Annotated in this window: 17 protein-coding genes; 10 read left to right on the top strand and 7 right to left on the bottom strand. The window is 67.8% G+C overall.

The annotated features are described in order from the left end of the window. Window positions 1-13: 13 nt before the first annotated feature. From ABB30_RS11450 to ABB30_RS11465, 4 genes are all read left to right on the top strand, one after another. Window positions 14-286 carry a YcgL domain-containing protein gene (locus ABB30_RS11450; protein ID WP_057638447.1) on the top strand — a complete coding sequence of 91 codons (273 nt, stop codon included), beginning with the start codon at window positions 14-16 and terminating at the stop codon, window positions 284-286. Then, complete coding sequence (locus ABB30_RS11455; protein WP_057638448.1) at window positions 279-3,599, top strand: ankyrin repeat domain-containing protein; 3,321 nt, start codon at window positions 279-281, stop codon at window positions 3,597-3,599. The genes ABB30_RS11450 and ABB30_RS11455 overlap by 8 nt, the downstream gene beginning before the upstream one ends. 82 nt (window positions 3,600-3,681) lie before the next feature. After that, entirely contained in the window at window positions 3,682-6,399 is a 2,718-nt protein-coding gene (locus tag ABB30_RS11460; protein WP_057638449.1) for a bifunctional acetate--CoA ligase family protein/GNAT family N-acetyltransferase, read from the top strand. Between the two features lie 78 nt (window positions 6,400-6,477). Further along, window positions 6,478-7,176 (top strand): alpha/beta fold hydrolase, encoded by a 699-nt coding sequence (locus ABB30_RS11465; RefSeq protein ID WP_057638450.1) that lies wholly within the window; start codon window positions 6,478-6,480, stop codon window positions 7,174-7,176. Window positions 7,177-7,225: 49 nt separating this feature from the next. Here ABB30_RS11465 and ABB30_RS11470 read toward each other — a convergent pair whose 3' ends face one another. Next, on the bottom strand, window positions 7,226-8,206 hold the full coding sequence (locus tag ABB30_RS11470; protein ID WP_057638451.1) for an aldo/keto reductase: 981 nt from the start codon (window positions 8,204-8,206) through the stop codon (window positions 7,226-7,228). A 167-nt stretch (window positions 8,207-8,373) separates the two neighbouring features. Here ABB30_RS11470 and ABB30_RS11475 point away from each other — a divergent pair, with 167 nt between their 5' ends. Then, window positions 8,374-9,264, top strand: coding sequence for a class I SAM-dependent methyltransferase (locus ABB30_RS11475; RefSeq protein ID WP_169788486.1), 891 nt, complete (start codon window positions 8,374-8,376; stop codon window positions 9,262-9,264). A 49-nt stretch (window positions 9,265-9,313) separates the two neighbouring features. Then, entirely contained in the window at window positions 9,314-9,853 is a 540-nt protein-coding gene (locus tag ABB30_RS11480) for a pseudouridine synthase (RefSeq protein WP_057638452.1), read from the top strand. A gap of 36 nt (window positions 9,854-9,889) precedes the next feature. Here ABB30_RS11480 and ABB30_RS11485 read toward each other — a convergent pair whose 3' ends face one another. The 5 genes from ABB30_RS11485 to hrpB form a co-directional block, all read right to left on the bottom strand. After that, entirely contained in the window at window positions 9,890-10,237 is a 348-nt protein-coding gene (locus ABB30_RS11485; protein WP_057638453.1) for a hypothetical protein, read from the bottom strand. A gap of 118 nt (window positions 10,238-10,355) precedes the next feature. Continuing rightward, window positions 10,356-10,577 carry an XVIPCD domain-containing protein gene (locus ABB30_RS11490; RefSeq protein ID WP_057638454.1) on the bottom strand — a complete coding sequence of 74 codons (222 nt, stop codon included), beginning with the start codon at window positions 10,575-10,577 and terminating at the stop codon, window positions 10,356-10,358. A gap of 48 nt (window positions 10,578-10,625) precedes the next feature. Continuing rightward, complete coding sequence (locus tag ABB30_RS16300; RefSeq protein WP_152980719.1) at window positions 10,626-11,321, bottom strand: hypothetical protein; 696 nt, start codon at window positions 11,319-11,321, stop codon at window positions 10,626-10,628. A 193-nt stretch (window positions 11,322-11,514) separates the two neighbouring features. After that, window positions 11,515-12,210 (bottom strand): hypothetical protein, encoded by a 696-nt coding sequence (locus tag ABB30_RS16305; RefSeq protein WP_152980720.1) that lies wholly within the window; start codon window positions 12,208-12,210, stop codon window positions 11,515-11,517. Window positions 12,211-12,711: 501 nt separating this feature from the next. Then, on the bottom strand, window positions 12,712-15,216 hold the full coding sequence (hrpB, locus tag ABB30_RS11500) for an ATP-dependent helicase HrpB (protein WP_057638456.1): 2,505 nt from the start codon (window positions 15,214-15,216) through the stop codon (window positions 12,712-12,714). 77 nt (window positions 15,217-15,293) lie between these two features. Between hrpB and ABB30_RS11505 the strand changes: the two genes are divergently transcribed. From ABB30_RS11505 to ABB30_RS11515, 3 genes are all read left to right on the top strand, one after another. Further along, window positions 15,294-16,106, top strand: coding sequence for a TatD family hydrolase (locus ABB30_RS11505; RefSeq protein WP_057638457.1), 813 nt, complete (start codon window positions 15,294-15,296; stop codon window positions 16,104-16,106). A 99-nt stretch (window positions 16,107-16,205) separates the two neighbouring features. Further along, window positions 16,206-17,327 carry an efflux RND transporter periplasmic adaptor subunit gene (locus tag ABB30_RS11510; RefSeq protein ID WP_057638458.1) on the top strand — a complete coding sequence of 374 codons (1,122 nt, stop codon included), beginning with the start codon at window positions 16,206-16,208 and terminating at the stop codon, window positions 17,325-17,327. Further along, entirely contained in the window at window positions 17,324-20,398 is a 3,075-nt protein-coding gene (locus ABB30_RS11515; protein WP_057638459.1) for an efflux RND transporter permease subunit, read from the top strand. Before ABB30_RS11510 ends, ABB30_RS11515 begins: the two co-directional genes overlap by 4 nt. A 48-nt stretch (window positions 20,399-20,446) precedes the next feature. Here ABB30_RS11515 and panE read toward each other — a convergent pair whose 3' ends face one another. Beyond that, the gene (panE, locus tag ABB30_RS11520; RefSeq protein WP_057638493.1) at window positions 20,447-21,370 is read right to left on the bottom strand and encodes a 2-dehydropantoate 2-reductase; all 924 of its coding nucleotides are present in this window, start codon (window positions 21,368-21,370) and stop codon (window positions 20,447-20,449) included. A gap of 114 nt (window positions 21,371-21,484) precedes the next feature. Between panE and ABB30_RS11525 the strand changes: the two genes are divergently transcribed. Continuing rightward, complete coding sequence (locus tag ABB30_RS11525; protein WP_057638460.1) at window positions 21,485-22,351, top strand: hypothetical protein; 867 nt, start codon at window positions 21,485-21,487, stop codon at window positions 22,349-22,351. The last annotated feature ends 143 nt before the right edge of the window (window positions 22,352-22,494 follow it).

Genomic DNA, 22,494 nt, shown 5'->3' on the forward strand with positions numbered 1-22,494 from the left:
CGCGGCAGCGCGAATGCACGCCTACATTTACCGAAGCAACCGCAAGACTGATACCTATCTGTACCTGGCCAACCACGATGATTTCGAGGTCGTGCCGGAGGCCCTGCGTACCTCGCTGGGCAGCCTGGTACACGTGATGGATCTGGAGCTGACCCCCACCCGCAAGCTGGCCTTGGCTGACCCGCAGCAGGTGCGCAAACAGCTGGCCGACGTGGGTTATTACCTGCAGTACCAGCCTGGCACCACCGGGCTGGTGCAGTTCAACGCCAGCCTTGCCGATGAGTGAGCGTTCCAACAGGCAACTGGCTGTTGCCGCGCTGCTGTGTGGCCTGGTCCTGACCCTGTGCAGTGCGCTGGGAGCTATCCCCGGCGTGGTCGCATTGTGCCTGGCCCAGCCGGCCTGGGCACTGGGCCTGCGCGGCTGGCTGGGGACCCGTTTGACCCCTGACGTACTGCGTCAGGATCTGCCCTTGCTGCTGGGCATGTGGGTCCTGGGTCCGGCCCTGCTCGGGCTGTTGGGGTACTGGCCGCTGTCGCGCCTGTTGGCCGGTGGCAGCCTGGGTTCGGCCTTGCTGCTGAGCGTGGTGGTATCGGCAATGGCGCTGTTGCTGTGGCGCAGCTGGCCGCTGTGGCAGGCGCTGGAAGCCGACGGCGGTCCGCTCGCCGCCCGCCGCCATCTGCCGGACAGCCTGCCGTGGTACCGCTGGCGTGGGCTGGGCATCGGTACCAGCCTGCTGGCCCTGTGTGCGCTGGTGTTGCTGCCGCTGTGGCCACAGGAGCTGTCTGCAGCAATGCGCTGGGGCATGGCCGCTGCTGCCGCGGTAGTGGCGCCCGTGCTGCACATGCTGATCCAGCGCCTGCGGGTGGAGGCGGCTGCCGCACCGGCGCCGGCTCCCAGCGGCCCGCTGGCCGAGGAATTGTTTGCGCAGGCGGCCTTGCCGCCGGCGCCGCTGGAACCGGTGGTGCCCGGCCAGCTGGGTATCGAGTTGTATGAAGCTGCCCGTGGCGGCCGGGTCGACCGGGCCCTGCAGCTGCTGCAGGCCGGTGCCGATGCCAACACCCTGCCGCCGGCCGAGGGCCGTGACCAGCGCCAGCTGACCGTGCTGGCTGCGGTGTTGCCCGATCTGCGCCTGCTGCGTGCATTGATTGCCGCCGGGGTGGATCTGAACCTGCAGCACCGTGGCATGACCGCCCTGCTGGCCGCCACCCGCGACAGCTGGCATGGCCGCCCGGAAGCGGTGATGACCCTGCTGGCCAACGGTGCGGACGTGCGCATCGTCGATGCCGACGGCAACACTCCGTTGCACTTTGCCGCGCGTACCTCCGACCCGGGCGTGGCCGCGCTGCTGCGCGATGCCGCCGCCGAGCTGGATGTGCTCAACAACGAGGGCTACAGCCCGCTGGGCATCGCCTGCCAGGCTGGCAACTGGCGCCTGGTGCGCTTCTTGCTCGAACGCGGGGCCAAGGCCGATGTCGACCAGGGGGTGCCGGCGCTGGTCGCCGCTGCCGCCGGGGAAGAGGACGATGTGGCCGGGGTGCAGCTGCTGCTCAAGCACAAGGCGCGGGTGGACGCGCGCGACCGCCGCCGCCGCAGTGCCCTGCACGAGGCCTGTGCGGCCGGCCATGTCGAGCTGATCCAGGCCCTGATGGCGGCCGGTGCCAACCTGGAAGCGCGTGACCAGGCCGGGCGCACCCCGTTCCTGGATGCCTGCGCCCATGCGCGCAGCGAGGCGGTGCAGGTGCTGCTGCCGCACCGTCCGGACCTGCACGCGGTGGATGGCAGTGGCTTGAATGCGATCTGGCTGGCCAGCGCCGCCGATGCTGCCCAGGTGGCCCTGGTGCAACAGTTGCTGAGCCTGCAGGTTGACCACCAGCTGGCCGACGCCCATGGCCGGCGCGCGCTGGACATGGCGGCCGCCGCCGGCCGCTGGGCCATCGTGGCGGTGCTGGACCCGGCCTATGAATTGCCGGCGGCAGTGAGCGAGCAGCTGGGCACGCGCGAGGCGGTCAGCATGCCCGCCCAGTTGCCTGACCGTGCCCCGCTGGAACTGCTGCGCGAGGCCCTGGGCTTTGGCAATACCCGCGGCATGGAAGCACTGGCGCGCCTGTGCAGTGCGGCCGAACTGGGCGAGCTGCTGCACGAGCAGGCAGTGCTGGAACAGCCCGATTCGGTGCTGTGGCTGCTGGAGCAGGGTGCGGATACCCAGCGCGGCAATGCGGCCGGGGACATCCCGGTGTTCGTGCTGCTGGACATGGGCGCCCGCGGCCTGCCGGTGCTGCAGCTGCTGGTCGAGCGGGGTGTCTGCCTGGCCGGCCGCGGTGGCCTGGCACGCTGGCTGCTGGCCTGTCAGGGCCAGGACAATGATGCCCGCGCGCTGGAGGCCTTTGCCCTGGCCCAGCTGGACAACGGCCTGGACAGCTATGGCAGCTCGGCGGCCGGTGATCCGCCGTTGTCGCTGGCCGTGCGCGTGGGCTGGCTGCAGCTGGCCCAGTGCCTGCTCGAACGCGGTGCCGACCGTGAGGCCCGCGACAGCCGCAATCTGACCGCCCTGCACCTGGCCACCGCGCTGGGCCGCGAGGCGGCAATCAAACTGCTGGTCAGCCATGGTGCCAGCCCGCAGGCGCGTACCCCGGACGGGCAGACCCCGCTGGGCGTGGCCCTGGCCAAGGGCCGCCGCGACCTGGCCGACTGGCTGGACTGGCGGGTATGGCCACTGCCGCGCCGCAAGCTGCGCGCGGCCGATGTGCCGGCCGCTGCCGTGGTGGGCGATGCCGACGCGGTACGCCGCCTGATCGACCTGGGCCTGCCGGTGGATGCAGTCGATGCCCAAGGCTGCACGGCCCTGCTGCGCGCTGCCGGTGGCGGCCACCTGGCCGTGGTCGACCTGACCCTGGCCCGTGGCGCCAACCCGCAGCATGCCGCCTTGAGTGGTGCCACCCCGCTCAGCGCGGCGGTGAGCATGCGCCAGCTGGACATTGTTTCGGCCCTGCTCGATGCCGGCGCGCCGATCGAACAGCGCCTGCCCGGTGGGGTCAGCGTGCTGATGCTTTCCGCGGCGCTGGGCCTGCCCGATGTGGCCGCGCGCCTGCTGGCCGCCGGTGCCGACGAGCTGGCGGTGGATGACAAGGGCCTGACCGCGCTGCACTGCGCGGCCCAGTACGGCTTTACCGCACGCGACCGTTCGCGCCTGCTGGCCCTGTATGACGGCCTGCTCCTGGCCGGCGCACCGGTTGACCAGGTGGCGGCAATGGAGCTGACCCCGTTGCTGCTGCAGCTCGGTGCCGGTGCCACTGCCGGCACGGCCTGCGACGAGCACGTGGTGCTGGCCGGTGTGGAGCGCCTGCTCGACGAGGGCGTGAGCATCGAGGCCCGCGATGCGCGCGGCTTCGGCCCGCTGCACCTGGCCGCCCTGCATGGCCTGCCGTTGCTGGTGCAGCGCCTGCTGCGTGCCGGTGCCGATCCGGACATGCGCGACACCCTGGGCCGCACCGCCCGCGAGATCGCCATCATGCGTGGCTTTGTCGACATTGCCGGCGAGTTCGAACCGACCGTGCCGGGTGTGACCTCGATGGCCCGTTTCCTGCGCGACAACGCCTGAGCGGCACGTTGTTTGATCCGGCGCATGGGCGTACACGCGTGTGGCGTGTACGCTCATGGCGGTTTGGGCAAGGCAGCGGCGCATGAGCATCTATCACCTGCAATCGGTCTTCCGTCCGCAATCGGTGGCGGTCATTGGCGGCAGCCCGCGTCCGCGTTCGGCCGGCCGGGCGGTGGTACGCAACCTGCGCGAGGGCGGTTTTGCCGGGCAGATCGGCTGGATCAACCCGCGCCATCCGCATATCGACGGCATCGGCACGGTGCGCCGCCTGCGTGACCTGGGCTGGGTGCCGGAGCTGGTGGTGATCACCGCCCCGGCGCAGATCGTGCCGCAGCTGGTCGTCGAAGCCGCCGAGCTGGGCGTGGCGGCGGCCATCATCCTCACCGCCGGCCTGGGCCATGGCCGTGGGTCACTGGCCGAGCGGGTACAGCACAGCGCCCGTGCCAAGGGCCTGCGCATCCTCGGCCCGCACTGCCTGGGTGTGATTGCCCCGCATGCGCGCCTGAATGCCTCCATCGCCGCACACACGCCGCAGGCCGGCGACCTGGCCCTGATTTCCGAATCCAGCGCGATTGCTGCGGCCCTGGTGGAGTGGGGGGTGGCCCGCTCGGTGGGTTTTTCGGCCGTGGTCTCGCTGGGCGAGAGCGTGGATGTGGACTTTGCCGACCTGCTGGATTACTTCGCCGCCGATTACCGCACCCGCGCCATCCTGCTGTATGTGGAAAACATCAGCGATGCGCGCAAGTTCATGTCCGCCGCGCGTGCGGCGGCGCGTTCCAAGCCGGTGGTGGTGGTCAAGTCCGGGCGTGCCCGGCCCGGTGCGGCGCCGCGCAGTGACGATACCCATGTGCAGTCACTGGCCAGCAGTGATGCGATCTACACCGCCGCCTTCAACCGTGCCGGCCTGCTGCGGGTGGGCGCGCTGGATGAACTGTTCACCGCCGCCGAGACCCTGGGCCGTCTCGGCGGTACCTTCCCCGGCCGGCGTCTGGCCATTGTCAGCAACGGCAGCGGGGTGGGGCGCCTGGCCGCCGACCGCCTGGCCATGCTCAAGGGCCAGCTGGCCAACCTGTCGCCGGCCACCGAAAAGGCCCTGGCCCAGCTGCTGCCCGACACCGCCCCGCATGCCAACCCGGTGGATCTGGTGGTCGATGCCGATGGCCAGCGTTATGCCAGCGCAATCGAGGCACTGCTGGCCGACCCGGAAAACGATGCCCTGCTGGTGGTCAACGTGCCCACCGCGTTCACTTCATCGGTGGACGCGGCGCGTGCGCTGACCCGTACCGTGGCCGCGCGCTCGCGGGCCGAACGCGACAAGCCGGTGTTTGCGGTGTGGCTGGGCAAGGACGAGGCGGCCACCACCGCCCTGCATTCGGCGCGCATTCCCACCTATGCCTCCGAGGCCGATGCGGTGGCCGGTTTCCAGCACCTGGTGCGTTACCGCCAGGCCCAGGCCGCGCTGATGGAAACCCCGCCCAGCCTGCCCGAAGACTTCCAGGTCGACCGCCAGGCCGCCCAGCAGGTAGTGGCCACGGCCTTGGCACGTGGCCAGCGCTGGCTGGACCCGCGCGCCACCCACGCGCTGCTGGCCGCCTACGGCATCGCCATGGCGCCGCTGCAGCTGGCCCGCGATGTGGCCGAGGTGCTGGAACTGGCCCAGCCGCTGCTGGAAGCCGGCAACACGGTGACCTTGAAGATCCACTCGGCCGACATTCCCAACAAGTCCGATGTGCATGGCGTGCGCCTGGACCTGGCCACCCTGGCCGCGGTGCGGACCGGGGCCGAGGCCATCCTCGACTCGGCCCGGCGCCTGCGCCCGGAGGCGTTGATAGAAGGGGTGCTGGTGCAGCCGACCATCGTCCGCGCCAAGGCCCGCGAACTGATCGCCGGCATCGCCGATGACCCGGTGTTCGGCCCGGTAGTGGTGGTCGGTCGTGGCGGCACCGCAGTGGAGGTGATCGATGACATTGCCCTGGGCCTGCCGCCGCTGGACCTGCGCCTGGCCCACGAGCTGATCGGCCGTACCCGGGTCTCGCGCATCCTCAAGGGCTACCGTGATGTCCCGGCGGCCGACGAGCGCGCGCTGGCCCTGTTGCTGGTCAAGCTGGCCCAGCTGGCTGCCGACATCCCCGAGGTGCGCACCCTGGACATCAACCCGCTGCTGGTCGATGCCGACGGGGTGATGGCACTGGATGCACGGGTGGCGATCACCCCGACCATCGGCCTGCACAAGGGCCGTGGCCATCCCCGTTTTGCGATCTTCCCGTATCCCACCGAGTGGGAGCGCAGCATCGACCTGTCCAACGGCGGCACGGCCTTCGTGCGCCCGGTACGGCCGGAGGATGACGGCCTGTTCCGCGCCTTCTTTGCCCGCGTCACCGACGATGACCTGCGCATGCGCTTCTTCCAGTCGGTCAAGCATTTCAGCCATGAGTTCATTGCCCGCCTGACCCAGCTGGACTACGCCCGATCCATTGCCCTGGTCGCGCTGGACCCGCGCAGCGGCGAGATGCTCGGCGCCGTACGCCTGCATGCCGACGCGCAATACGCCACCGGCGAGTACGGCATCCTGGTGCGCTCGGACCTGAAGGGCTACGGTTTGGGCTGGCGCCTGATGAAGATCATGATCGAGTACGCGGCATGGCTGGGCCTGAGCCAGGTGCAGGGCCAGGTGCTGCGCGAGAACAGCACCATGCTGGACATGTGCCGCCGGCTCGGCTTCAGCGTGCGCGTGGACCCGGATGATTCGACCCTGATGCAGGTCACCCTGCCGGTGGACGGGCGTGGCCTGGAAGGCTGAGCGGCAGGTGTGGTGTGGCTCGACGGGCTTTGTTGTTGCACTGCACAATAGGCGCTTGATGCCTTCGCTGAGCCTGCCATGACCACGCCCCTGCTGCTGTTGCCCGGTTTGTTGAACGATGCCGACCTGTGGCAGGCACAGCTGCGTGACCTGGCCGACATCGCCGATTGCCAGGTGGCCGACCTGACCACCCACGACGACCTGGATGCGCTGGTGCAGGCGGTGCTGGAGGCGGCGCCGGCACGCTTTGCCCTGGCCGGGTTCTCGCTGGGTGGCTGGATTGCCCAGCACATCCTGCGTGTCGCCCCGCAGCGGGTGCAGCGGCTGGCCCTGATCGGCACCTCCTACCTGCCCGATACCGCCGAGCGTGCCGCACAGCGGGCCAAGCAGCAGGCGCTGGTGGCGGTGGCCGGCAATTTCCACGGCTTCGGCAACAGCATGATGCGGCGCTATGTGGATGCCTCGCGGCTGGATGATGTGTCCCTGCGCGACACCGTGCGCGGCATGACCATGCGTCTGGGCGCGGAGGTGTTCCTGCGCCAGAACGCCTTGCCGCGACTGGACGGGCGTGATGTTCTGCAAGGCTATGCCGCGCCGTCGCTGGTGCTGTGCGGTGGCAATGACGGCATCACCCCGGTGCAGCGTTCGCGCGAGATGGCCGCGATGATGCCGGCCAGCGAGCTGGTCGAGCTGCCGGACTGCGGCCACCTGGCGCCGCTGGAACAGCCGCTGGCGGTAAGTGCGGCGATGCGCCGCTGGCTGCTGCGCAGCGCCTGACGTATCGCCCGGCGACCCGGAAGCGGATGCCTCCGGGTCGGGCCGGTCTTCAGCCGGCCTCGGCCTGCAGGGTGTGGTGCTCGGCGCTGGCCGCATCCAGCTGGGCCAGCTCGGCAGCGGACAGCTGCAGGCGGGCCGCAGCCAGCAGCTGCTGCAGCTGCTCCACGCTGGTGGCACTGGCAATCGGCGCGCTCACCGTGGGCTGGGCCATCAGCCAGGCCAGGGCCACCTGGGCCGGTTTGGCATTGTGGCCGGCGGCCACGTCATCCAGCGCCTGCAGGATGCGCAGCCCGCGCGGGTTGAGGTAACGCGCCACCACGCCCACACCACGGGCACTGCTTTGCGCCGCATCAGAGGCGCTGCGGTACTTGCCGGTGAGAAAGCCGCTGGCCAGGGCGTAGTAGGGCAGCACACCGAGCTGGTGCTCGCCGGCAATGGCTGCCAGCTCCTGCTCGTACACCGCGCGGTCGCACAGGTTGTACAGCGGCTGCAGGGTCTCGAAGCGCGGCAGGTGGTAATCGGCCGAGATCTTCAATGCCTGGCGCAGCGCGCCGGGGCTGAAATTGGAGGCGCCAATGGCCCGTACCTTGCCCTGTTCGACCAGGCGCGCAAACGCGCCCAGGCTGGCTTCCAGCGGCTCGGCCGGGTCCTCCTCGTGGGCCTGGTACAGGTCGATGACATCGGTCTGCAGGCGGCGCAGTGAACCTTCCAGCGCAGCGTTGATGTTGTCGGCCGACAGCCCGGGATGTTCGCCCCACTTGGCCACCTTGGTGGCAATGAGCACCTTGTTGCGCTTGCCGCTGGCCTTGAGCCAGCGGCCGATCAGGGTTTCCGATTCGCCGCCGGCATTGCCCGGGGCCCAGGCCGAATACACATCGGCGGTATCAATCAGGTTGAAGCCGGCATCGACGAAGGCATCGAGCAGGGCAAAGGTGTTGCGTTCATCCACACTCCAGCCAAAGACATTGCCGCCAAAAGCCAGCGGCGCGGCGTGGATGCCGGATCGGCCGAGTTCTCGGGTGGCCACCATGGGCATGTTCTCCTTGTCCTGGGCCCCCCAGCATAGACAAGCGCAGGTTAGGTTTTCGCTGTCGGCAGGTGCAGGCTGTGCGCCCGGTCGGGTTTTGCTGCGTCGCTGCCCGCCAGCGTGGTGGCGATGCTAGGCTCAGCGCCACCCTTTCGTAGCTGGAGATCACCATGTCCCATCGTCTTGCCCTGACCGGTTTGCTGCTGGTGGCCATGCCGCTTGCCCACGCCCACGATGGTCATGCCCATGGCCAGCAACACGACCATGCCGCGCACGCGGCGCAGGATCCGGCCGCGCATGCCGCCCATGCCGCCCAGGCCCTGGCCGCCGCGGTGGCCGACAGCCGCCGTGCACCGGCCAACGTCGCCCGTGATGGCTGGCGCCACCCGCAGCAGACCCTGGAGTTCTTCGGTGTGGTGCCCCACCACACGGTGCTGGAAGTGACCCCGGGCGGTGGCTGGTACACCGAGATCCTGGCCCCGTTGCTGGCCGAGCACGGCCAGTACATTGCCGCGATGGTGGACCCGGCCAGCCTGCCTGAAGGGCGTGGCCGCGAATACCAGCAGCGCAGCCTGGAGGGCTTCAAGGCCCTGGTGGCCGGTGATGCCGCGCGCTTTGCCAAGGTCAAGGTCAACACCTTCGCCCCGGCCGCACCGGTGTTTGCCGCGCCGGCGTCGGTGGATGTGGTGCTGACCTTCCGCAACGTGCACAACTGGCGCAGCAATGGCCAGGAAGCCGGCTACTTCAAGGGCTTCTTCGATGCGCTCAAGCCCGGTGGCGTGCTGGGCGTGGTCGAGCACCGGGCCAAGGCCGATGTGCCGGCCGACGACAAGAGTGGCTATGTCGGCGTGGACCAGGTGGTGGCACTGGCCACCGCCGCCGGCTTCGTGCTGGATGCCAGCAGCGAGATCAATGCCAATCCGGCCGACAGCAAGGACCATACGGACGGGGTGTGGATGCTGCCGCCGGGCAACCGCCATCCGGCCGCCGATGCGGCCAAGTACCAGGCCATCGGTGAAAGTGACCGCATGACCCTGCGCTTCATCAAGCCGGCAGGTTGACGCCGACGGTGGGACAATGGCGCACGTTTGATTGCGCCGTTGTCCCGCCATGCTGATTGCCCTGAACAAACCCTTCAACGTGCTGTGCCAGTTCACTGACCGCAGCACGCCGCCGCGCGACACCCTGGCCGGCTTCGGTCTGCCGGCTGACGTGTATGCGGCCGGGCGCCTGGACTACGACAGCGAAGGCCTGTTGCTGCTCACCGACGATGGCAGCCTGGCCAACCGCCTCACCGATCCCAGGCACAAGCAGCCCAAGACCTACTGGGTGATGGTGGAAGGCACGCCAACGGCAGAAAAGCTGCAGGCGCTGCGTGATGGAGTGGTGCTCAATGACGGCCCGACCCGTCCGGCCAAGGTACGCCTGATCGAGCCGGCGCCGGCGCTGTGGCCGCGCAATCCGCCGGTGCGTTTCCGCAAGAGCGTGCCCGATGCCTGGCTGGAAATCATCATCAGCGAAGGCCGCAACCGCCAGGTGCGGCGCATGACCGCCGCGGTCGGCCTGCCTACCTTGCGCCTGGTACGGGTAGCCATCGGCGGGTACACACTCGATGGCCTGGCCCCGGGGCAGTGGCGCCAGGTCGACTGACCCGGCGCCGTTGCTGTCTGTTGGCAGGGCGTGGGCTTATTCGCCCAGGTCGGCAGCGTCGTCGACGTGGCTGTGCGGACGGTCGGCGATGCGGCGGTTGTTTTCCAGCTGTGCGGCCGCTTCCTGCGCCTTCTTGCGCTTGCGGTAGGCGGCATAACCCAGCACGCCCAGGCCGACGGCGGCCACAGCCACGGCAGCCCCCGGGTTGCGACGCACGGCCTTGGTGGCCACCCGGCCGCCGGTCTTCAATGCGCCAATCGCCGCACCGGTCTTGAGCCAGTCGGCTGCATGGCTGCCGCCTTGCTTCAGCCCGCCACCGGCCTGCCCGGCCAGTTCCAGGACGCGTTCCAGTGCGGTATCGGTGATGTTGCTCAGCTTGCTCATGCTCAATCCTTGGGTGGCTGCAGGGGAAGGTGATTCTGGCCGATGCCATGTAAATGCGCTGTTGAGTGCTCATCGACAGGCAGTGCCGGCTACCAAATTATCGCCCAGTACCGCTCCTTCAGTGCATGGCCGGTGTGCGATGGGAGTGCTCATTGGCGGACTGTGCCAACAGATCTTGCTGCGGCGAGAGTGTGGCCACGGCCTGCTGCGCTTGGTTGAAGGCTTGTTCGAGCGGGGTGGAAAGTGCCGTTTGCATATCCATGCCGGCACGCAGGTGTGCAGGATTCTGTGGGCCGCCCTGTGCCGTTGAAATGCAGGAAATCTTTTTGAGGGTCTGCATTGGCCTTGTTAAAAATTGAATGTGGTCCGTATTTATTCGATTTCCTTCTTATCGCGCTACTTCAGCGATGTTGACTTCGGCTTCGCTTGTTTCTGGCGTGAGCATGTGTCCCGTCTTTTTTGTTGATCCTAATTGGTTTGAGCATGAGAGGATGATTCTTGGGCTCTCCCATCTGGATGTTTCGACTTTTCTACAATCTATTGTTGCTGGTGTCGCTTCTGCGTTCGATAGCTCGCGAGATCTTTTTTCGTCGCAGTTCGGAGAGACCGCCTTCGGAGGGCAGGTAGGGGAGTTGACAGGCTGCCGCAACCAGGTGCCATTCAACGTCGGGATGCCAGACCATTGGGTAGGAGGGGTGGTCGATCCGTGATCGTCGTCAACATATGCAATGGCATCTTCAAGGTGCCAATGGCAGCCGCCTGGTATTTCAGGATCAAGGTCCAGTACCGCGCGGTAACGGTTGCCGTCACGTTGCAAGGGCATGTCAATACGATGGACGGCCGGGTACGGCGTGTCCGGGCCGTCATGGTTCAGGCAGGCCGGCAACCGGGGGTCGACAGGCCGGTAGGTGGCGACCCAGCGCAAGCGAAAATGCGCCGGCACCGTGCCGTAGGCAATCACCTTGCCCGGGCCGGGTTGGAACAGATCACTGGTCTGCTGGGTTGTTTGTGCTGGTGCGGTATGGCTGCAGGCCACCAGGGCCAGTAGCGCAAAGACAGTGGATACGTGGTTTCGTTTTTTCATGGGTCTCCCGCAGCGACTCTTGGCCCTGTCTTGGTACACCAAAATGCTTCTTGCGTGTCGTCTTCAATGGGGCAGGGTTATGAGTATCTCTGTGGGATGGCGGATGTTTCATTGGCCTGAAATTAATTTGCCTGTTCGTTTTTATGCTCCACTTATATTTCGACGCCATGTAAGTATTTATTTGTATTAATTTTTATCTATTTATTTCGATCACATTGACTTCGGCCTCTCTTGTCTCGGGCGTAAGCATGTGTCCCTTTTTTTTGGGTTCGTCGAAGGCGCTTCCACAAGATAGATAGGTGGTGACTTTCCCGTTGCGGTTTATGGTGGATCTTCCGCATTCGATGGTGGCAGGCGTTGGCTCTGCGTTGGAAAGTATCCTGGAGCGTTCCTCGCTGCACTTTGGAGCAATTGGCTTTGGTGGGCAGGTAGGGGAGTTGACCGGGTTTATCAGCCAAGCCCCATTCAATGTTGCTATGCCGGATCCTTCCCCTGGCGGTCGGATTGATTCAGGGTCGTCGTCAACATAAGCCATGGCATCTTTCAGATACCAGCGGCAATCACCCGGTATTTCGGGGTCCAGATCCAGTACAGCGCGGTAGCGGGTGCCGTCACGTTGCACAGGCATTTCGATGCGATGGACGGCCGGGTATGGGGTGTTGGGGCCGTCATGGTTCAGGCAGGCTGGCAACCGGGGGTCGACAGGCCGGTAGGTGGCGACCCAGCGCAGGCGGAAATGCGCCGGTACTGTGCCGTAAGCAATTACCTTTCCCGGGCCGGGTTGGAATAGTTCACTGTCCTGCCCGGCTGTTTGCGGTGGTGCGGTATGGCTGCAGGCCGCAAGGGCCAGCAGTGCAAAGGCAGTGAATAGGTGGTCTCGTGCTTTCATGCTTCTCCCGCGGCTACTCGTCGGCCTGTAGAGGTATAGCAAAAGACCCCATGGACGTCGCTTTCACTGAATGGATTTTGTGATGGGGGCCGATTTTCTTTGTGCTGCGGTAGCCATCCTGCACGGCAGCGCTATGTCATTAACGGAACTTCTTCAGTGGGTAGCCAGTCGATATATATGCTGGTTTTCTGCTGGACTCATTGCCCCCGTGCTGCGGCAAACAGTTTGCTGGCATGGCATGCACACGCTTGCTGCCTGTGCTGGTCGCCATCAGCTGACATGCGGCTTGCGCTGGATGGCAGGACGCCCCAAGGCACATGCGGCCGGACACGCAGACAGTGGCCGTCGGGTTGACCATCATCTTCGCCACGAGCCTGGATCCAACACGTTCCGCGTGGTTTTGCCCGGTGGGTCGCGGTCGCACTCCAAGGATCATCCGGCCGCGCCATGCAGACAGTGGCAGTCCATTGATCGATCACCGTCGCCACGGGCCTGGATCCATCAGGTTCCGCGTGGTTTGGCGCGGTGCGTTGCCGTGGCGCTCCAGGGATCATCCGGCCACGGATGCCGGGGATACCGCCCCTTCATTTCCTTTTTCACCTCGGCATAGGTGTTTTCCCAGAAGTTGCGCAGGTCGGCGGTGACCTGCAGCGGTTTGCCGCCGGGTGACAGCAGGTGCAGAAGCAATGGCGTGCGGCCGTCGGCGATGCGCGGGGTATCGGCCAGGCCGAACAATTCCTGCAGCTTTACCGCCAGCACCGGCGGGCGCGGGCTCACGCCGTCATCGTCGATGGCGTAGCTGATGGCGCGCTCCAGCCCGGAGGGCACGGCGATGCGGGTGGGCGCGTGGCGGTCGATCAGCTGGCGCGCGTTCCAGTCGACGCCGGATTTGAGTGCCTCGCCCAGTTCGGCCTCGCTCAGCGCGTCGATGCGGGTCTTGCCGGCAAAGGCCGGGCGCAGCCACTCATCCAGCGTGGCCAGCAGGGTGGCATCGCTGACATCGGGCAGGCCGAGCTCGGGCATCCAGGCACGCAGACCCTGCACCCGGGCCTGCCACTGGCGCAGGGCATCGGTCCACGGCAGGGCGGCAATGCCGAGGTCGGCAATGGCCGCGGTGAGGGCCTGCGCGGCCATCGCCGGATCCACCTTGCCGGCGGGGCGGCTGTCGATGACGATGCGCGCAAAGCGTGATTCCCGGCGGGCTTCCAGCGCGCGCTTCTCGGCGTTCCAGCGCACCACGTCCTCGGTGACGAACTGGCTGGCCAGATGCTGGCGCAGGAAGGCTTCATCCACCGGCGCGGCGCGCAGGATCAGGCCATCGCGGCTGTCGGCGCGCAGCTCGCTGATCACCAGCCAGGGCTCGCCGCGCAGGTCGCTGGCATCGAGCAGGCGGGCGCTGCGGCCATTGGCCAGCTGGTAGCGCTGCATATCGGCCGGATGCACGCTGGCGATGCGGTCGGGGAAGGCAAAGCTGAGCAGGTCGCCCAGCTCGTGGGCCTGGATCTCGGCCGGCGGGTTGGCCTCGCAACGCAGGCGGCGGCGCCATTGTTTTGCTGCCGCATCGATGGCGGCCAGGGCACCACGGCTGCTGTTGCCCGGCACGTGGCCGGCGCGCATCGCGGCCAGTGCGCGCCAGCGGCTGGCCAGGCCGTCACCGCCATTGCGCAGTGGGTCGCGGGCTTCGATCAGGGCGGCCAGATCGGCGGCCAGGGCCTGCTGGCGTGCGCCCTGGGCGGCACTGAGCATGGCGGCCAGGCGGGGATGGGTGCCCATGGCCAGCAGGCGGCGGCCGAAGGCGGTCACGCCGGTGTTGCCGTGCAGGGCGCCCAGGCGCTGCAGCAGGTCGCGCGCGGCGGCCAGGGTGCCGGCGGGCGGGGCATCGACAAAACGCAGCTCATCGCTGCCCCAGGCGGCCAGTTCCAGGGCCAGCCCGGCCAGTTCGGTCTGGCTGATTTCGGCCCGGCGCTGGCTTTCCAGACGCTGGCTCTGCGGCCACAGGCGCCAGGCCCAGCCAGCGCTGACACGCCCGGCACGGCCGGCGCGCTGGTCGGCCGAGGCCTGGGCGATGGTCACCACGTCCAGGCGCGAAAAACCGCTGTTGGGATCAAAGCGTGGCTCGCGGGCCTGGCCCGAATCGATCACCACGCGCACCCCGGGCAGGGTCACCGAGGACTCGGCCACATTGGTGGCCAGCACCACCCGGCGCCGGCCGTCAGTGCCGGGGTTGAGCACGCGCTGCTGCGCTTCCACCGGCAGTTCGCCGTGCAGGGCCAGCACCTCCACATTGGCCGGCAGCTGGCCATCCAGCGCGGCCGTGGCCTTGGCGATCTCGCGCTGGCCGGGCAAAAACACCAGCACATCGCCGGGGTGTTGTTCGATGGCGGCCACCACCGCACGCCGGACCTGGGCTTCCAGCGCCTCGTCGCGGCGGGCGGGGAAGTGGGACACCTCCACCGGATGGCTGCGGCCCTCGCTGGTCAGGCGCGGCGCATCCAGAAAGCGGGCCAGGCGCTCGCCATCCAGGGTGGCCGACATCACCGCGATGCGCAGGTCCTCGCGCAGGCCGGCCTGCACGTCCAGGGCCAGGGCCAGGCCCAGGTCGGCGGCCAGATGGCGTTCGTGGAATTCGTCGAACACGATCGCGCCCACGCCTTCCAGCAGCGGGTCGTCCTGGATCAGGCGGGTGAGGATGCCCTCGGTCACCACCTCCACCCGGGTGGCCGCGCTGACCTTGCTTTCAAAGCGGATGCGGTAGCCCACCGTGTCGCCCACGTTCTGGCCCAGCTGGCGGGCCATGAACTGCGCTGCGCTGCGGGCGGCCACCCGGCGCGGTTCCAGCATCAGGATCTTTTGTCCGGCCAGCCACGGCGCATCGAGCAGGGCCAGCGGTACCTGGGTGGTCTTGCCGGCACCTGGCGGTGCTTCCAGCACCAGGCGCGGGTGGTTGGCCAGGCTGTCGGCAATGGCCGGCAGCAGCGGGGAGATCGGGAAAGCAGGGGCAGTCATCGCACAAGGATAAAGGCTGGGTTGGCCGCACAGCGCCTACACTGTGCGGCTTACCTGTTCACGCAAGACCTGCCGGCATGCAACTGATCGACATTGGCGCCAACCTCACCCACGAATCCTTCGAGCGTGACCGCGATGCGGTGCTCGAGCGTGCCCGTGCCGCTGGCGTGGTGCAGATGGTCATCACCGGTGCCAGCCGCGCCGAAAGCCCGCGCGCACTGGAACTGGCGCAGCAGCATCCCGGTTTCCTGTATGCCACCGCGGGTGTGCACCCGCACCACGCCATCGAATACACCGCCGAGTGCGATGCGCAAATCCGCGCCCTGCATGCACATGCCGAGGTGGTGGCGGTGGGCGAGTGCGGGCTGGATTTCAACCGTGATTTCTCCCCGCGCCCGGCCCAGCGTCGCGCCTTTGAAATGCAGCTGCAGATCGCCGCCGACCTGCACGCTGCCGGCCGCAGCAAGCCGTTGTTCCTGCACCAGCGCGATGCACACGATGATTTCCTCGCGGTGATGAAGAACTTCGACGGCCAGCATGGCCCGGCGGTGGTGCATTGCTTCACTGCCGAAAAGCGCGAGCTGTTCGATTACCTGGACCGCGACTGGTACATCGGCATCACCGGCTGGTTGTGCGACGAGCGCCGTGGTGCCCACCTGCGCGAGCTGGTCAAGCACATCCCGCACGAGCGGTTGATGATCGAGACCGACTGCCCCTACCTGCTGCCGCGCAACCTCAAGCCGGCACCGAAGGACCGCCGCAACGAGCCGGCCTTCCTGGCCCATATCGTGGAGGAAGTGGCACGTGACCGTGGCGAGGACGTGGCCCTGACCGCGGCCCGCGCCACCGCCACCACGCGTGGTTTCTTCGGCCTGCCCACGCTGGGCTGAGGACAACATGGGGCGGGCTGGACATCGCGTTCAGGCCCGGAATCGGCACAATGGGCGCCTTGCCGCCCAGTGAGGGGCGGCCTTGCCAGGACGCACCGCATGCTGCCCCGATTCCACCACCTTGCCCTGACCCTGCTGGCCGCACTGAGCCTTGTTGCCTGCGCCAAGGATGAGGCAGCGCCCCCGCCGACCAGCCTGGCCGTGAGCCTGGTGCCGGTCACGGACAGCGTGATCGAGCGCAGCGTGGTGGTTTCCGGCCCGGTCACCGCCTGGGAGGAAATGCAGCTGGGGGTGGAGCTGAGCGGGGTACGCATCACTGCCCTGCATGTGGATGTGGGGCAGAAGGTGAAGCAGGGCGAGGTCCTGCTGGAACTGGATGCACGCAGTGCCACGGCCGACCTGGCCCAGGCCGATGCGTCCCTGGCCGAGGCCCAGGCCTCGCTGGAACTGGCCCGCGCCAATGTGCGCCGGGCCGAGCCGCTGGCTGCCCAGCAGTTGATCAGTGCGGCCCAGCTGGATGAACTGCGGGCCCAGCGCAGCAGTGCACAGGCCCGTGTCGGCACCGCCCAGGCCGCGCGCGACAACGCCGCCCTGCGCCGCGACTTCGCCCGCCTGCGCGCCCCGGCCGACGGCATCATTTCCAAGCGTCTGGTCCAGCCCGGGCAGATTGTTGCTGCCGGCAGCGAGCTGCTGCGGCTGATCCGCGATGGCCGCCTGGAATGGCGTGCCGAACTGGCCGAAGCCCAGCTGGCCCAGGTCAGCGTCGGAGATACGGTGACCCTGCCCGGTCGCGAAGGGCCGGTCAGCGGCAGCGTGCGCGCAGTCAGCCCCGGGGTGGATGCGCAGACCCGCACCGGCACCGTGCACGCCGACCTGCCCGCGCCGGGCAGCCTGCAGCCGGGCAGCTATGTGGAAGGGCGGATCAATGTCGGCCAGGGCCATGGCCTGACCGTGCCCAGCGCCGCCGTGGTACTGCGCGATGGCCACCCGTATGTGTTCACCGTGGATGCGCAGGGCGTGGCCCGCCGGGTGCGGGTGCAGACCGGGGCCAGTGTGGATGGCCGTACCGAAGTGATCGACGGTGTGGCGGCAGGGCAATCGGTGGTGCTGGAAGGGGCCGGTTTCCTCGGTGATGGTGACAAGGTGCGGGTGGTGCAGGGCAGTGCACCCGCACCCTCACCCGCTGCCGGTAATGCAGCGGGCAAGGCAGGCGGCGCATGAATTTCTCCGCCTGGGCGATCCGGCGGCCGCTGCCGTCGCTGATGCTGTTCTTCATCCTGTGTGTGGCCGGCTTGTGGTGCTTCCAGCACCTGTCCATTGCCCGTTTCCCGGATGTCTCGCTGCCGATGACCACGGTCAGCGTGTCCCAGCCCGGCGCCTCGCCGTCGCAGCTGGAGGCCGAGGTCACGCGCAAGGTCGAGGATGCGGTGGCCACCATTCCCGGGATCAAGCGGGTGATGTCCTCGGTGGACGAGGGCATGAGCACCACCATGCTCGAATTCCACATGGATACCGAGCTTTCCGAGGCGCTGGATGACACCCGCGATGCGGTCAGCCGCATCCGCATGGACCTGCCGCAGGACATCCAGGAGCCGGTGGTGTCCAAGGTGGACATCGGTGGCGCCCTGCAGACCTGGGCGGTGGTGGCCGATCACCTGCAGCCGGACGAACTGAGCTGGTTTGTCGACCGTGATGTGACCCGGGCCATGTACGGCATTGCCGGCGTGGCCCAGGTCAAGCGCGTGGGCGGCATCGAACGCCAGGTGCGGGTGGACCTGGACCCGGCCGCGTTGCAGGCCTGGGGCATCACCGCCGGCATGGTCAGCCAGCAGCTGGCGCGCTTCCAGGTGGAGCAGGCCGGCGGCAAGGTCGAGCTTGATGGTGGCCGCCAGGTGATCCGCACCGTCGGCACCCTGGCCACGGCGCAGGAGCTGGCCGGTTACAGCATCGCTCTGGCCGATGGGCGCAGCGTGCGCCTGTCCAACCTGGCCACGATCACCGATGGCGCCGCCGATACCGAGCAGCTGGCCCTGCTCGATGGCAAGCCGGCGGTGGCCTTCTCGGTCTCGCGCACGCGCCAGGCCAGCGAGCTGGAAGTGGCCGACAAGGTCGAGGCGGCGGTGGCAAAGCTCAAGGCCGACAACCCCGGCATCGACATCCGCATGGTCACCGACATGGTCGAGGAGACCCGCACCTCGTATTCGTCCTCGATGATGATGCTCTACGAGGGCGCGCTGCTGGCGGTGCTGGTGGTGTGGCTGTTCCTGCGTGACTGGCGGGCGACCTGGATCGCTGCCGTGGCCCTGCCGCTGTCGATCATCCCGACCTTCGCGGTGATGTACTTCTTCGGCTTCTCGCTCAACATCCTCACCCTGCTGGCGCTGGCCGCGGTGGTGGGCATCCTGGTCGATGACGCGATCGTGGAGATCGAGAACATCGTGCGCCACCTGCGCATGGGCAAGACCCCGCTGGAAGCGGCGCGCGAGGCGGCCGATGAAATCGGCATGGCGGTGGTCGCCACCTCGGTGACCCTGGCCGCGGTGTTCATCCCGGTGGCCTTCATGCCCGGGGTGGCCGGCAAGTTCTTCCGTGAATTCGGCTGGACCGCGGCCACCGCAGTGCTGTTCTCGCTGCTGGTGGCGCGCCTGCTGACGCCGATGATGGCCGCCTACGGCCTGAAACCGGACAACCGCGAACACCGCCAGGGCAAGGTCATGACCTGGTACCTGGGCTGGGTGGACCGCGCCCTGCGTCATCGTGCCCGCACCCTGTGGATCGCCTTCGGCCTGTTTGTCGGATCGATGGCCCTGGTGCCGCTGATCCCGGCCACCTTCATTCCGTTCACCGACCTGGGCCGCAGCAACCTGTCCATCGAACTGGCCCCGGGCAGCTCCATCGAGCAGACCACGGCGGTGGCCGAACGTGCCCGCGCGCTGCTGGCCGACATCCCCGAGCTGAAGCAGGTCTACACCACGGTGGGCGGGGTGCTGGACAATGGCGACCCCACCGCCTCGCCGGTGGGCGAGGTGCGCAAGGCCCTGCTGACCCTGGACTGGGGCCCGGGCGAGGAACGCGAACGTGACCAGAAGGTGCTCGAACGCCTGGTACGCGAGCGCGTGGCCGACCTGCCGGGTGCGCGCCTGAGCTTCATCTCCAACGAGCCGGGCGAGAAGATGCAGCTGGTGCTGGCCGGTGATGACCCACAGCGCCTGGGCATTGCCGCCGAGGCGCTGGAGCGTGACCTGCGCAGCCTGCAGGGACTGGGCTCGATCCAGTCCAGCGCGGCCCTGTTGCGCCCGGAAATCGTGGTCAGCCCCGATCCGGCACGTGCCGCCGACCTCGGCGTAGCCACCGCCGATATCGCCGAAGCGGCGCGTATCGCCACCAGTGGCGATTACACCCAGCGCATGGCCAAGCTCAACCTGCCCGAGCGGCAGATCCCGATCCGGGTTGGCCTGGCCCAGAGTGCGCTGGACAACCCGGCCCTGGTCGGCCAGCTGCGGGTGCCGGCGCGCAATGGCGCGGTGCCGCTGGCCGCCGTGGCCGATGTGCAGGTCGGCAGCGGGCCGTCGACGATCTCGCGCTACCAGCGCCAGCGCAGTGTGACCCTGACCGCCGAGCTCAATGGCCGCCCGCTGGGCGAGGTGATGGCGCAGGTCAACCAGCTGCCCAGCCTGCAGCAGCTGCCCGACGGCGTGCAGTTCATCACCGCCGGCGATGCCGAGGTGTTTGTGGAGATGTTCACCGGCTTCGCCCTGGCCATGCTGGCCGGCATCATCTGCATCTACATGGTGCTGTTGCTGCTGCTCAACCACCCGCTGATGCCGGTCACCATCCTCGCTGCAGTGCCGCTCAGTGCCGGTGGCGCCTTCGGCGCGCTGCTGCTGACCGGCAACATGCTCTCCCTGCCCAGCCTGATCGGCCTGCTGATGCTGATCGGCATTGCCACCAAGAACTCGATCCTGCTGGTGGACTACGCGGTGATTGCCGAGGACGAGCACGGCCTGAGCCAGCATGACGCCCTGATCGATGCCTGCCGCAAGCGCGCCCAGCCGGTGATCATGACCACCCTGGCGATGGGCGCGGGCATGCTGCCGATCGTGTTCGGTTTCTCCGGTGATTCCAGCGTGCGCGGGCCGATGGCGGTGGCGGTGATCGGTGGCCTGATCACTTCCACCGTGCTCAGCCTGGTGGTGATTCCGGCCACCTATACCGTGCTGCATGACCTGGGCGACTGGATCGCCCGGCGCTTTGGCCGCGGTGGTCGGCCGCAGCACGGCCAGCAGGCCTGAGCCGGCGGCAGGCCATCGGCAGTGTGCCGGTGGGCCTTGAAGCAGCGATCAGCAGGTTGCGGTGTAGCCCTGCAGGGTTACCCAGATGGCCTGCAGGCGCGGCACCGTCACACCCAGCGAGTGCGCACGGTGGACCAGGTCGCCGATCAGGTGCGCGGCCTCGATCGGCTTGCCGGCTTCCAGGTCACGCAGCATCGAGGCCTTCATCGGCGAGCCGGGCTGGGTCAGGCTGGCGCGGGCAATGGCGATGGCCTTGTCCGGCACCGGGTGGCCGCTGGCAGCGGCTACGGCCAGGCATTCCTCGTGCAGGCCGCTGATGAAATCCAGCCCGCCCTCGCGGGCAACAATGCCGCCGATGTCGCTGCGCTGCAGGCAGGTGGCCCCGGCCAGGCTGGCCAGAAAGCTGTACTTGATCCACTGCTCGCCTGCAATGTCGGTGCTGGCCACGTGGTCGATGCCGGCCGCGCTGCAGGCTGCGGCAAAGGCCTGTACCCGTGGGCTGATGGTGGCACTGTCGCGCTCGCCGAAGGTCAGCCTGGCCGGCTTGTCCAGGTGGTGGATGGCGCCATCGGCGGCCAGCACCGCGGAGATGAAGCACAGCCCGCCCAGTACCTGCTCACGGCCAAAACGGGCATCCAGCAACGGGTAGTGGGCCAGCCCATTGAGCACGGGCAGCACCGTGGTGGTGGCGCTCACGGCCGGGGCAATGGCCTCGATTGCGCTGTCCAGGTCATAAGCCTTGCAGCTGAGCAGGACCAGGTCGAACGGCGGGGCATCGGCCAGCTGGTCGGCGCTGAGCACCTTGGCTGCCAGCTGCACATCACCCAGCGGGCTGCGCACGCACAGCCCGTGTTCGCGTATGTGCCGTGCACGGGCCGGGCGCAGCGCGAAGCTGACGTCCACCCCGGCCTGGGCCAGGCGGGCGCCGAAATAACCGCCGGTGGCACCGGCACCAAGGATCAGGATGCGCATGGAGGCAATCACAAATGGGATGTGCATCAGGATACGGCGCATCGGCGTGGGCGGCGGCGCTTGCCTGCATGTAGTTTTCCAGGATGCACTGGAACGTTCCCAAGGAGGCCTGTGATGAAAAAGCCCGCATTGATGCCCCTGGTGGTCTGGCTGTTGCTGTCCGGGTGTAGCTACGGCAGCGATGACCCGCATCCGGCTGCCGTTGGCGATCAGACCGGAGATGGCCACACCAGGGCGATGACGTCCGACGCCGTGGCTGCAGTGGACAGCGCCCCGGTGCCGGTGCCGCGTGTGGACAACGTGCTTTCCCTGATCAGCGATGTGGACGGTGACGGCACGCTGTCCTATGCGATCGCCAACGGGGCGACGATCAATTACTGGCATGGCCAGCAGTTCGTGCTGCAGGGAAAGTCGTACTACACCGGGTTTGCCTGGCTCTCGCCCGCAGTGTTCGGCGAGCAGGAAGATGAGTATCCCGATCCGGGGCAGAAGGCGGTGCTGGCCCAGGCGACCTTCGTGCTGGGCAGCGATGCCCAACAGCCCTGGCATTGGGAAGGCAGCGAGCTGGATATCGGTCAGTTCGGTGCTCATGGCCAGGGCAGCGCGGTGGACAGCGCACGCCAGGTTCAAACCTGGGCCATGCACAACGGTGACCTGTTGCTGGCCGTACCCACGCGCTATGACACCCCCGGTGCCACCGGTCGTGCCGTGGAAATCCTGCATTTCAGTGCGACCCTGCCGGCGCAGGCCGATGACAGGCGCTGGCGTCATCTGGGTACGCTGGAGGCCGGCAGTGACAACTCGGCCAGCTGTGGCGAGGCCAACCCACGTATTGCCTGCCGCGATGTCAGCGCGCACCTGCGCTTTGAGCAAGTGTCCGGGCAGCAGTTTCCGCTGCTTTGGCTGGACTTCGCGCAAGCCTCGGAGTCGTCGCTGCGCTATCGCTATGAGGCGCCGAGCAGAACCTACCAGCCCATCTGACCTGGCCCGGGCAGATGGGCACGGATGTAGCGGTTACCGGGCAGCACGGCCGCTGCTGCAGCAAAGATCAGGGCTGGTGGGCCAGTAACAGGATCTGCCCCGGAATGCTGGCTGGCGGGAAAGCCGGTGACAGGGCAGATGCA

Source organism: Stenotrophomonas ginsengisoli (assembly GCF_001431485.1).
Taxonomy (GTDB): Bacteria; Pseudomonadota; Gammaproteobacteria; order Xanthomonadales; family Xanthomonadaceae; genus Stenotrophomonas; species Stenotrophomonas ginsengisoli.